The sequence below is a fragment of the Rhodopseudomonas sp. genome, from assembly GCF_036404135.1.
Lineage (GTDB): Bacteria > Pseudomonadota > Alphaproteobacteria > Rhizobiales > Xanthobacteraceae > Rhodopseudomonas_A.
Window position 1 is genome coordinate 1 of sequence record NZ_DASWPE010000109.1, and the last position, 12,046, is coordinate 12,046.

Annotated in this window: 11 protein-coding genes and 1 tRNA gene; 5 read left to right on the forward strand and 7 right to left on the reverse strand. The window is 64.0% G+C overall.

All coding sequences use genetic code 11. From position 1 onward, the window contains the following. Positions 1-195 precede the first annotated feature (195 nt). Positions 196-483 carry a hypothetical protein gene (locus VGC77_RS13490; protein WP_331172079.1) on the reverse strand — a complete coding sequence of 96 codons (288 nt, stop codon included), beginning with the start codon at positions 481-483 and terminating at the stop codon, positions 196-198. 2 nt (positions 484-485) lie between these two features. Here VGC77_RS13490 and VGC77_RS13495 point away from each other — a divergent pair, with 2 nt between their 5' ends. Then, the gene (locus tag VGC77_RS13495; RefSeq protein WP_331172080.1) at positions 486-728 is read left to right on the forward strand and encodes a hypothetical protein; all 243 of its coding nucleotides are present in this window, start codon (positions 486-488) and stop codon (positions 726-728) included. Between the two features lie 290 nt (positions 729-1,018). Next, complete coding sequence (locus tag VGC77_RS13500; protein ID WP_331172081.1) at positions 1,019-2,326, forward strand: hypothetical protein; 1,308 nt, start codon at positions 1,019-1,021, stop codon at positions 2,324-2,326. A 94-nt stretch (positions 2,327-2,420) separates the two neighbouring features. Here the strand turns inward: VGC77_RS13500 and VGC77_RS13505 are convergent. Then, a tRNA-Tyr gene (locus VGC77_RS13505) sits at positions 2,421-2,506 on the reverse strand. A gap of 192 nt (positions 2,507-2,698) precedes the next feature. On the opposite strand from VGC77_RS13505, the gene rlmB reads away from it, so the two are divergent. Then, positions 2,699-3,526 carry a 23S rRNA (guanosine(2251)-2'-O)-methyltransferase RlmB gene (rlmB, locus tag VGC77_RS13510; protein WP_331172082.1) on the forward strand — a complete coding sequence of 276 codons (828 nt, stop codon included), beginning with the start codon at positions 2,699-2,701 and terminating at the stop codon, positions 3,524-3,526. Positions 3,527-3,714: 188 nt separating this feature from the next. On the opposite strand, the gene denD is transcribed toward rlmB, so the two are convergent. The 5 genes from denD to VGC77_RS13535 form a co-directional block, all read right to left on the reverse strand. Continuing rightward, the gene (denD, locus tag VGC77_RS13515; RefSeq protein ID WP_331172083.1) at positions 3,715-4,701 is read right to left on the reverse strand and encodes a D-erythronate dehydrogenase; all 987 of its coding nucleotides are present in this window, start codon (positions 4,699-4,701) and stop codon (positions 3,715-3,717) included. Positions 4,702-4,886: 185 nt separating this feature from the next. Continuing rightward, complete coding sequence (locus VGC77_RS13520) at positions 4,887-5,804, reverse strand: carbohydrate ABC transporter permease (RefSeq protein WP_331172084.1); 918 nt, start codon at positions 5,802-5,804, stop codon at positions 4,887-4,889. After that, complete coding sequence (locus VGC77_RS13525; RefSeq protein ID WP_331172085.1) at positions 5,797-6,756, reverse strand: sugar ABC transporter permease; 960 nt, start codon at positions 6,754-6,756, stop codon at positions 5,797-5,799. The genes VGC77_RS13520 and VGC77_RS13525 overlap by 8 nt, the downstream gene beginning before the upstream one ends. A gap of 221 nt (positions 6,757-6,977) precedes the next feature. Continuing rightward, complete coding sequence (locus VGC77_RS13530; RefSeq protein WP_331172086.1) at positions 6,978-8,303, reverse strand: ABC transporter substrate-binding protein; 1,326 nt, start codon at positions 8,301-8,303, stop codon at positions 6,978-6,980. Between the two features lie 73 nt (positions 8,304-8,376). Further along, positions 8,377-9,444, reverse strand: coding sequence for a sn-glycerol-3-phosphate ABC transporter ATP-binding protein UgpC (locus VGC77_RS13535; protein WP_331172087.1), 1,068 nt, complete (start codon positions 9,442-9,444; stop codon positions 8,377-8,379). A 216-nt stretch (positions 9,445-9,660) separates the two neighbouring features. On the opposite strand from VGC77_RS13535, the gene VGC77_RS13540 reads away from it, so the two are divergent. Continuing rightward, positions 9,661-11,460 (forward strand): IlvD/Edd family dehydratase, encoded by a 1,800-nt coding sequence (locus VGC77_RS13540; RefSeq protein WP_331172088.1) that lies wholly within the window; start codon positions 9,661-9,663, stop codon positions 11,458-11,460. 202 nt (positions 11,461-11,662) lie between these two features. Then, on the forward strand, positions 11,663-12,046 hold a 384-nt coding region (locus VGC77_RS13545; protein WP_331172089.1), incomplete at its 3' end, for an SDR family oxidoreductase.

Below are 12,046 nucleotides of genomic sequence, written 5' to 3' on the forward strand. Positions count from 1 at the left end.
GTTGGTGTCTCGCAACCCGATCCTACCGGGCAAATCGCCGATGGCCGCCGCAAAGCCGCCCGCCCGCTACGGCGCTATTTGAGGTCGCGCGTGCGGGCGGCTTTGCTCTACCGAGCTACACCACTTGGCGGGACACGACCACTCCGCCGGTTCATCAATACGACCCCCCGATCGAGGGCGGAGGTTGCGCGGTACTCAAGATATCTCATCCGCGCAATCCGCAATGAGGTCGGTGGAGAATTTCAAACCGCCTACATTGATGACTCGTTCGACTTGGAGAGGTTTGAAGCTTTGCAAGAGCGCCAGAGAGCAGCGTTCTTCATTCTTGATCGGGCAATCCAGGCTCTTGCGAGGCGTGTCTGATGCTGGACCGAACCCGGGCGCCGCGCCACCCAAAGGTGTTCCAGATTCGAACACCTTCTCAAATCGCTCAAGCGCCGTCAGAGCTGGGGTTGCCCGGCGCTGAGTCGGACTCAGCGCCATCCATGGACGTGCTGGCCGAACTCCGCCAGCTGCGCACCATCGTCACAAAATTCAAGTCCCAGATCGCCGGAGAGACACGGGCACGCACGGAAGCCGAAACAGCCCACCGGGCGGCCGTGGTCCGAGCCGACCGGGCAGAACACGCCGAGCGGCAGACATCGGCCGACCGGGACCGCTGGCGCCGCCTGGCGCTGGAGCATGAGGCGGAGCTGCGAAGTCTCCGACGGCTTCCCCATGGCGACTGAGGGTGCGTCCATTCCGATGTACCCGGACGAGGATCGCATTGCTTTGGAAGTGATGGGTCCAAAACGGGCCAAGGAGTGGCCCAGAAAGGCCAAATATCTCCAGGACAAGCACGGCCTTCCCCCGATCGACGAACTTATGGGCGGCCGCTTCTGGCCCGCCGTGGTCGAATATTTCAGGGTTAGGCACGGGCTATCGTTGCCGATGACGGTTGACGCGCCTCAAAATCCGCCGACGATGAACGCCCGCGTCCGGGTCGTGCCCTATAGGCCGGACGGCAAGGAAAATTTCGATGTCCCGGAAACACAAACCCCTCTTGGTCGGCGGCATCGAAGTCGAGATCACAGGTCGAGGGTTTAGAATTATCACGCGGCCGAACAGCACGCGCGAGGCCTATTGGTACGCCGCGAAGCGTGCCGCCGACGCCGGATTTCAGCCGCCCACCGTTCGCCTGCATGGCGATCTGAATTCGCTCTCGGCCGTGAGGCTGATGTTCGACCGATGCAACGACCTCTGGTCAGAAATGCAGGACTGGCTCAATGCCGGCAAGGTCGACACCCGCCCTGTTTACGATGGCACAGTTGCCTCGCTGATCAGGTGCTACCAGGGCGACAAGCAGTCGCCATTCCACGACACCCGCTTCAGCACGCAACGCGGCTACGTCTCTTGGCTCCGCGCGCTCGACAAGGTCGCTGGACGCCGCCGCATCTCAGCACTCACCGGGGCAGATCTCAGGACGTGGTTTCGGGAAGTGCGCAAACCGGCAAGGCTCGGCGGATTGCCGCGGGAGCGGCTCGCCAAGGCGATCATTCAGATTTTCCGAATCCTGCTCGCCTATGGCTGCGAGCTCGGTCTTGCCGACTGTCTCAAGCTATCGACCATGATCGAGGGCATGGAATTCCGGAAGGAGACCGATGAAAAGAAGATGGGACAAACGGCTAGGCCCCAGAAAGTCGTCATGACCTACGGCCAGGCCGAGGCCATCGTGCTCAAGGGTATTGAAATCGGAACCAGGCGTAGCCGATCGGTAGCCCTCGCTGTCGCAGCGCAGTTCGAATTCACCATCAGCCAGATCGACGCCATCGGCTATTGGATGCCGGCGCGACACATCGCTGTCACGGAAGGCATGATCGTCCGCGGCGGCAAGGTGTGGCGGCCCGGTCTCTGCTTCGAAGATTTCGAGACGGGCGTCCTTGACTTGGCCCGGCTGAAGACGGGGCGTGCCGCCCAATTTGACGTCATGGAATACCCCCTATTCCAGATGGCGCTGTCGGCGGTGCCGGCCGAGCAGCGTGCCGGCCCGTTCGTCACCGACGATGGCGGCGACCCCGTCCGCTACCGCGTGTTCTACGGCATGTACAGGGACGTTGCAGACGCGGCCGGCGTGCCCAAGGAGGTCTGGAACGCCCGCGCGCGGCACGACGGCGGCACCGAAGCCAGGGCGTCAGGTGCCTCGATCGAGGACACCACCGACCATATGCAGAAATCGGACATGGAGGGAACCAGGCGCGACTACATCGCCAGCAATGTCGAAATCACGCGCCGAGTCGCCCGGAGCCGCGTAGCTACCCGAAGGAAAACGAAGGGTGTTGCGTCATGAGAACGAACAGTGAAAACCGGATTGCTTACAGAATTGCTTACGGATTGCTTACAAGCCAGATCCCACCAAGGGAAAATCCCTAGCAAAAACAGATTGGTGGGGGAAGAAGGACTCGAACCTTCGAAGTCATAAGACGGCTGATTTACAGTCAGCTCCCTTTGCCACTCGGGACACTCCCCCGCTTGACGTGCCGGCCGGCCATCGCAATGCCCGGATCGGCGACGAAAGCGAAGCCCGCTAGCGGGCATCCAATCTGGGCGCGGTTATGGGCGAACCCCGCCCCCAAAGTCAACCGACGCGACGGCGATTTTGGTGGGCCAGAGCCTGCCTCGGTCGAATTGCCAAGCCGAGGAACCCGTGAGACAAGCCGGGATGACCGATTTCGAGCGAAAGCCGCGTTTTGGACGCCGCCCCGACAAATCCAGCCGCAACCCCAAGGAGGGCGGCCGGCAACCCTGGCGCGACCGCGAATCCCGCCCCGACGGCCCCGCCATCCTCTATGGCTGGCACACCGTGGTGGCGGCGCTGGGCAATCCGCAGCGCAGGATTCGCAAGCTGTTGCTCAGCGAAAACGCCGCGCGCCGGCTGGCCGACGAAAACATCGACACCCGCGTGCCGCCGGAGATCGTCCGGCCGAGCCTGATCGACCAGCGGCTTGGCCCCGACGCGGTGCATCAGGGCCTGCTCGCCGAAGCCGACCCGCTGCAGCCGCCGGAGCTCGACGCGCTCCCGCAGCAAGGCATCGTGCTGGTGCTCGACCAGATCACCGATCCGCACAATGTCGGGGCGATTCTGCGCTCGGCGGCGGCGTTCGCGGTCAAGGCGATCGTCACCACCGCAAGGCACAGCCCGGAAGCCACCGGCGTGCTGGCGAAATCCGCCTCAGGCGCCTTGGAACTGGTGCCGATGGTGAGCGTGCAGAATCTGGCTCGCGCGCTGACCGAATTGAACGAGCGCGGCTTTCAGACCGTGGGGCTGGACAGCGAGGGCGGCGACGACCTCTCGACGATTCCGCTGACCCAGCCGCTGGCGCTGGTGCTCGGCGCCGAGGGCAAGGGGCTGCGGCAATTGACGCGACAGACCTGCAGCGCGCTGGCGCGGCTCGACATGCCGGGCGAGATCAAGAGCCTCAACGTCTCCAACGCCGCGGCGCTGGCACTCTATATCGGCGCGAGCCGGCTCGGGCTGATGAAGGGTTAGCGTTCAGCCGCCGCCTCTTACGCGAGTCATTCCGGGGCGCGAGCACTTTGCGAGCGAACCCGGAATCTTGCCTCAGTCCGAACGCCCATGCGCGCTGCGAGATTCCGGGTTCGCGCGCAGCTTAGCTGCGCCCGCCCCGGAATGACAGCCCGGGAACCTTGAAGCGCATCAATCCACTCAAAAGCCTTCTACCGCACGAACTCGCCGCCCAGTTCGTCCTCGATGTGAATCCGGATGATGTCGTCGAAGGTTTTTTCAGCGGTAGTGAAGCCGAGCGCTTTGGCGCGGTCGGTGACAAAATCCCGCGGCCAGCCGGCGACGATGCCGATGATCGAAGGGTCCGGCTCGCGCCTGATCCGCGCCACCACGCCGGGTCCTGCGACGCGCGCGAGCGCTGCAATCTGGTCGCCGACCGTCACCGACAGCCCGGGCATCGACAGATTGCGCCGCGGCCCGATCGCCGCCAGATCCATGGTGGCGGCGTGCAGCAGGAAGCCGACCGCCGAGCGCGGCGAGGCGTGCCAGTGCCGCACGTCGTCGGACACCGGCAGCACCGCCTCTTGCCCCGCCAGCGGCTCGCGGATGATGTTGGAGAAGAAGCCGGACGCCGCCTTGTTCGGCTTGCCGGGGCGGACGCAGATCGTCGGCAGCCGGATGCCGATGCCGTCCAGGAAACCCTTGCGGCTGTAATCCGCGATCAACAATTCGCAGATCGATTTCTGGGTGCCGTAGCTGGTCAGCGGGGTGTGAAAGAACTCGTCGCCGATTTTTTCCGGGAACGGCGCACCGAACACCGCGATCGACGAGGTGAACACCAGCCGCGGCCGGTAGCCGTCGCCGACGCTGCGGATCGCCTCGATGAGATAGCGGGTGCCGTCGAGATTGATGCGGTAGCCCTTGTCGAACTCGACCTCGGCTTCGCCCGACACGATCGCCGCGAGATGAAAAATCACCTCGGGGCGTGAGGCCAGCAGCGGCGCCGCGCTGGCCGGATCGGCGAAATCCGAGGTGACGATGTCGATTTCGATCGTGGCATCGAGCGGCTTCGGCGCCGCCACCACGTCCTGCAGCGTGAATTTGCTGATCGCACGGTCGCCGAGATGACCGTCGCGCAACAGCCGCTCGGTCAGTTTGCGCCCGACCATGCCGGCGGCGCCGAGAATGAGGATGTGCAAACAGGGCTCCTTGTACTTGGTTTTGTATTGAAACGCGAACAGGCCAAACGTCGGCGACGCGCCGCATCCTTCGAGGCTCGCCATGAAGAATGGCTCGCACCTCAGGACGACGGCGCTGGGGAGCCGTCATCCTGAGGCGCTCGCCCGCGTCGGGCGAGCCTCGAAGGGCGACGGCGTTAGACGAGCTATTCCTTCACCGCGCCGGTCATCGCCGAAACGTAGTGCTCGACGAAGAACGCGTAAAGGATCACCAGCGGCAGCGAGCCGACCAGCGCGCCGGCCATCAGCGAGCCCCATTTGTAGATGTCGCCGTCGACGAATTCGTTGACGATCGCCACCGGCACGGTCTTGTTCTGGGTCGATTGCAGGAAGGTCAGCGCGTAGATGAATTCGTTCCAGCACAGCGTGAACGAGAAGATGAAGGCCGAGATCAGCCCCGGCACCGCCAAGGGCACCACGATGCGGGTCAATATCTGCCAGCGCGAGGCGCCGTCGATGAGCGCGCATTCTTCGAGTTCGAACGGGATGGTCTTGAAATAGCCCATCAGCAGCCAGGTCGAAAACGGGATCAGCAGCGTCGGATAGACCAGGATCAGCGACAGCGGCGAATCGAACAGCCCGTAGGCCTGGATCACCGAGGCCAGCGGAATGAACAGCACCGAGGGCGGCACCAGATAGGCCATGAAGATCAGCGCACCGACGGTCTGCGCGCCGCGAAACCGCAAGCGCACGATGGCGTAGGCCGCCAGCACTGATGCGATGATCGACAGCGTGGTCGAGGCGGCGGCGACATACATCGTGTTCCACAGCCAGCGCGGATACTGCGTCTCGAACAGCAGCTTGGTGATGTGCTTCAGCGTCGGCTTGACCACCCAGAACGGGTTGTAGGTCTCCATGTCGATCAATTGCTCGTCCGGCTTGATCGAGGTCAGCGCCATCCAATAGAACGGAAACAACAGCACCACGAGGATGACGAACAGCGGCAGATACAGCGTCACCAGCCGTCGCGGCAGCGACTCCAGATAGCTCATGCCGTCGCTGTCGTCCTTGGCGGCGGTCGCTGCGGTGGCGAGGCGCGGATCGGTTGCGGTGGTTTCAGTCATTGTCTGTGCCCTGCTGCCACTTGCGGCGCTGCATGCCGAACCAGGAAATCGCGATCGCCGCCATCAGGAACGGGATCATCGCGGTGGCGATCGCCGCGCCCTCCCCGAGCCGGCCGGAGAGAATGCCGCGCTGATAGCTCAGCGTCGCCATCAGATGCGTGGCGTTGACCGGGCCGCCGCGGGTCAAGGCCCAGATCAACTGAAAATCGGTGAAGGTGAACAGCACCGAAAACGTCATCACCACGGCGATGATCGGCGTCAGCAGCGGATAGGTGATGTAGCGGAAGCGCTGCCAGGAGGTGGCGCCGTCGAGCGTCGCCGCCTCATAGAGCGACGGCGACACCGTCTGCAGCCCGGCCAAGAGCGTAATCGCCACGAACGGCACGCCGCGCCAGATATTGGCGAAGATCACGCTGGCCCGCGCCCAATTGGAATCGCCGAGGAAATTGATGTTCTCGTGGATCAGCCCCATCTTGGTCAGCGACCAGGAGATGATCGAGAACTGCGAATCGTAGATCCACCAGAACGCGATCGCCGACAGCACGGTCGGCACGATGAAGGGGATCAGCACCGCGGCGCGTATCATCGCCTTGAACGGCATGTGACGGTTCAACAGCAGCGCCAGATAGAGCCCGACCGCGAATTTGATGGCGCTGGCCACGATCGTATAAAGTAGCGTGTTGAACACCGAGAGCCAGAACACCGAATCGTCCCACAGCCACTGGTAGTTCTCCAGCCCGATGAACACCCCGTCGCGGCCGATGCGGGCGTCGGTGAAACTCATCCAGACGCCGAGAAACAAGGGATAGGCCAGGAACAGGATCAGGAACGCCGCCGCCGGCAGCATGAACCACAAAGCCAGCCAGTTGCGGTTGGTGGTGAGCCGCTGCCAGGTCGACGCCACCGGCATCGGGCGACCGCGCCCCGGCAGCGAGGATTGCATCGTGCTCATCGCGTTGCGTCTCCGAAGTGGATCAAGACAATGTCCTCGCCTGTCATGCGCCGTGCCGGTTGCCCGTCATTGCGAGGAGCAAAGCGACGAAGCAAGCCAGGACCGCATGTGCTGCCCCTGGATTGCTTCGCTGCGCTCGCAATGACGCGTTGAACTGTCATTCCAAACTGCGCTGCCTCTCCCTCTCCCCGCAAGCGGGGAGAGGTGAAAAACCTCCGTGCTTACGCCCGGTAGATCCGCTTCAATTGCCGTTCCGCCGAGGCGATCGAGCCCTTCACGTCCTCGCGGCCGGTGCAATAATTCGCGAACATGTCGACCAGGATGAAGTCGGCGATCGCCGACGCCGCGTTCTCGCCGAGCGTGCCGAGCCCGGCCGGGGTGCGGGCGCGCTTGGCGACGTCGCGATACGGCGTGGTCTTGGGGTCCGCGGTCCAGATCGGGTTGGCGTCGTAGGCGTTGAGGAAATGCGACAGATAGCCCTGCGCCGCCTCGATCCATGGATTGAACTGCGGCGCCTCCAGCATGAAGGCGGTGAACGCCTTGCAGGCCTGCGGATATTTGGTGAAGTTGAAGATCAGCAACGGAAACGCCAGATGCATCTCGCTTGGCTTGCCGTAGGGCCCGATCGGCATATAGGCGTGGTTCATGTCCTCGGCGATCGCCGGCGCCTCGCGTTTCGCGGTGACGTAGATCGAAATGCCGTTGACGGTGAGGTGCAATTGGCCGCCGAGGAACGCCTTGTTGTTGGAGGAGTCGTTCCACGACACCGTGCCGGGGATGAAGGTGGCGTAGAGCTGCTTGATGTATTCCAGCGACGCCGCGGTTTCCGGCGAGTTGATCACCACCTTGTTGTTCTGGTCGACCAGATTGCCGCCGAACGTCCACAGCGCCCAATACAGCCAGGTGTTGGCGTCGCCGGAGGCATGGCCGAGCGCCATGCCGGCCGGGGTGCCGTTCTTCTGCAGCCCCTTGCACAATTCCAGAAAACCCGCGGTGTCCTTGGGAAATTCCTTGAAGCCAGCCTTCTCGCAGGCGGCGATGCGATAATTGATCAGAGCGCCGGTGGTGGCGATCGGCACGCCCACCCATTTGTTGCCGACCTTGCAGTAATCCTCCGCCGATTTGGTCCAGCCGCCATATTTGCCGCCGAGATAATTCGCGACGTCGGCGACGTCGGCGACCTTGTTGCCTAACAGATGCGGCAGCGAATACAGCCCCCACACCATGTCGAGCCCCTGCCCGGTGTTGGCGGCCACCGAGGCCTTGGGCTGGATGTCGTCGTAGGATTCGTTGGAGACGTTGACGGTGCAGCCGGTGGCCTGCTGGAACGCGTCGACGATCTTCATGAAGGCGACGTCCTCGGCCTCGACGAAGCGCTTCCAGCGCAGCAGGTTGATCTTGGCGCCGGCCTCCGGCTTGAACGGCGCGGTCTGCGCCCAGGCCTTGGCATAGCCCAGCAACTGATCGGCCGACATGGTCGCCGCGGCGGCCAGCGTCAGTGCGCTGCCCTTCAGCAAAGTTCGGCGATCCGGGGTAAATCCAGTCATCTTCCGTCGTCTCCCTGTGGTATTGGTTCGTTGATCGACCAATTGGTTTTTTGGACGTGGTAGTTCGTTGCGTTCAGGACAGTCGTTTGCCGGTGGCGTCGTCGAACAGATGCGCGGCGCTGGCGCGCGGCTTGAGATAGATCCGGTCGCCGGGCTGCACGCTGCGGCGGTCGCGGAAGATCGCGATCAGTTCCTGGGTGCCGACCCGCGCCACGATCTGGGTTTCCGAGCCGGTCGGCTCCACCACCACCACCTCGGCCTCGATGCCATCGTCGGCGAATTCCAGATGCTCGGGCCGGATGCCGTAGGTCACCGCCTTGCCGTTGGCCGAGGCCGGCGCCGCCTCGATCGGCAATCGCGCGCCGTTGGCGGTTTCGACCCAGGGCTGCCCGCCATTCACCTTGAGTTCGCCGTTGAGGAAATTCATTGCCGGTGAGCCGATGAAGCCGGCGACGAATTTGTTGTCGGGGCGGTCGTAGAGCTCGAGCGGCGAGCCCATCTGCTCGACGATGCCATCCTGCATCACCACGATCTTGTCGGCCATGGTCATGGCCTCGATCTGGTCGTGGGTGACATAGACCGTGGTGGTCTTCAGCCGTTGATGCAGCTCCTTGATCTCGGTGCGCATCGCCACCCGCAACTTGGCGTCGAGATTCGACAAAGGCTCGTCGAACAGGAACACCTGCGGATCGCGGACGATGGCGCGGCCCATCGCCACCCGCTGGCGCTGGCCGCCGGAGAGCTGCCGCGGGAAACGGTCGAGCAGCTTGCGCAGATCGAGAATGTCGGCGGCGCGGTTGACCTTGTCGTCGATAATCGCCTGGGCGGCGCCGCGCAGCTTCAGCGAGAAGCCCATGTTCTGCGCCACCGTCATGTGCGGATACAGCGCGTAGTTCTGGAACACCATGGCGATGTCCCGCTCCTTGGGCTGTACGTTATTGACCACGCGGTCGCCGATCGAGATGGTTCCGGAGGTGATCTTCTCCAGCCCGGCCAGCATCCGCAGCAAGGTGGACTTGCCACAGCCGGAGGGGCCGACCAACACCACGAAGGCGCCGTCCTCGATCGGAACGCTGACGCCGTGCAACACTTCAAAACCGCCGAAAGATTTCCGCACGTCGTGGATCTGCACCGACGCCATCAATTTCCTCCCAGACACGCCGGCTTGTTTGCGGTCATTGCCGCCGCCGCGTTTTGTTGGACGAGGTCTTAGCAGAAATTTTCGGCGATGTCGCCGCATGAAAACGTGACGGACATCGCGCCGGCGACGTTGCGCGGCCATCATCGGCATGCCAACATTCGCCGGCGAACAACAAAGGCGCGCCACAAGATCAATGTGTGCGCTGCGGGAGAAACGATGGACAAGCCGGCGACCGGGCGCAAGCTGCGCTCCAGCGAATGGTTCAACGACCCTCACAATCCGGCGATGACCGCGCTCTATCTGGAGCGCTACCTGAATTACGGACTGACCCGCAAGGAGCTGCAGGCTGGCAAGCCGATCATCGGCATCGCGCAGACCGGCAACGACCTGTCGCCCTGCAACCGGCATCATCTGGAACTGGCGCAACGGGTGCGCGAGGGGATTCGCGAGGCCGGCGGCATCGCGATGGAATTCCCGATGCACCCGATCCAGGAAACCGGCAAGCGGCCGACCGCGGCGCTCGACCGCAACCTGGCCTATCTCGGGCTGGTTGAAATCCTGTTCAGCTACCCGTTGGACGGCGTGGTGCTGACCACCGGCTGCGACAAGACCACGCCGGCCTGCCTGATGGCGGCGGCCACCGTCAATCTGCCGGCGATCGTGCTGTCCGGCGGGCCGATGCTGAACGGCTGGCACGACGGCGCGCGCACCGGCTCCGGGACCGTGGTGTGGAAATCCCGCGAGCGGATGGCCGCGGGCGAGATCGATTACGAGGAATTCATGGAGATCGTGGCCTCCTCGGCGCCCTCGGTCGGCCATTGCAACACCATGGGCACGGCGTCGACGATGAACGCGCTGGCGGAAGCGCTGGGGATGTCGCTGCCGGGCTGTGCGGCGATCCCTGCGCCCTATCGCGAGCGCGGCCAGATCGCCTACGAGACCGGCAAGCGCGCGGTGGAGATGGTGTGGGAGGACCTGAAGCCGTCGGACATTCTGACCCGGCAGGCGTTCGAGAACGCCATCGTGGTCAATTCGGCGATCGGCGGCTCGACCAATGCGCCGATCCATCTCAACGCGCTGGCCCGCCACATCGGCGTGGACTTGTCGATCGACGACTGGCAGAGCGTCGGCCACAAGATCCCGCTGTTGGTCAACATGCAGCCGGCCGGCGTCTATCTCGGCGAGGAATTTCATCGCGCCGGCGGCGTGCCGGCGGTGCTGCGCGAACTGATCAAGCACGGCAAGATCCACGCCGACGCGGTGACGGTGAACGGCAAAAGCATCGGCGACAATTGCCGCGCGGCGGCCTTGCCCGACGGCGAAGTGATCAAGAGCTACGACGGCCCGCTGGTGCAGGACGCCGGCTTCCTGGTGCTGCGCGGCAATCTGTTCGACTCCGCGATCATGAAGACATCGGTGATCTCGCTGGAATTCCGCGAGCGCTATCTGGCGACGCCGGGCGACCTCAACGCCTTCGAGGGTCGCGCCATCGTGTTCGAGGGCCCGGAGGACTATCACGCCAGAATCGACGACGAAGCGCTCGACATCGACGAGCACTGCATCCTGTTCGTGCGCGGCACCGGGCCGATCGGCTATCCGGGCGGCGCCGAGGTGGTGAACATGCAGCCGCCCGCGGCCTTGATCAGACGCGGCATCCATTCGCTGCCGTGCATCGGCGATGGCCGGCAATCCGGCACCTCGGGCTCGCCGTCGATTTTGAACGCCACGCCGGAAGCCGCCGCCAATGGCGGGCTGGCGATCCTGAAAACCGGCGACCGCGTGCGGATCGACCTCAACAAAGGCAGCGCCAATATGCTGATCTCGGACGAGGAACTGGCGCGGCGCCGCGCCGAACTGAAGGCGCATGGCGGCTTCCACTATCCGGCGAACCAGACGCCGTGGCAGGAGCTCTACCGCTCAACCGTTGGCCAGCAGGCCACCGGCGCCTGCCTCGAACTCGCCACGCGCTACCACGACATCGCAGGCTTGGTTGGCGTCGCAAGGCATAATCACTGAGCGTCTCAGGCGCGACGAGGCACTTCGACGACGACAGCCCTCATTCCGGGGCGCGAGAGCATGGCTCGAGCGAACCCGGAATCCGGCGACATTGTAGGGTGCAAGATTCCGGGTTCACTCGCAGCTGACGCTGCTCGCGCCCCGGAAGGACCAACATAAAATCTGTGCCACCGGCACAGCATAAGAAACTGGGGAGACCGTCATGACCAACCGCCTGCAAGGCAAACGTGCGCTGGTGACCGCCGCCGCCGCAGGAATCGGCCGCGCCTGCGCGATTGCTTTTGCCGATGAGGGCGCCGCGGTGATCGCCACCGACATCGACGACAGCGCGCTGGCAGGCCTTGCCGCGGACGGCGTCGGCGAGGTGCATCGGCTGGACGTGCGCGACAGCGCCGCGGTCGCGGCCCTGGCCGGCCGCGTCGGCACCATCGACATCCTGCTCAATGCCGCGGGCTTCGTGCATCACGGCAGCGTGCTCGACTGCTCCGACGCCGACTGGGATTTTTCCTTCGACCTCAACGTCAAGTCGATGCACCGCACGATTCGCGCGTTCCTCCCCGGCATGCTGCAGGCCGGCCGCGGCAGC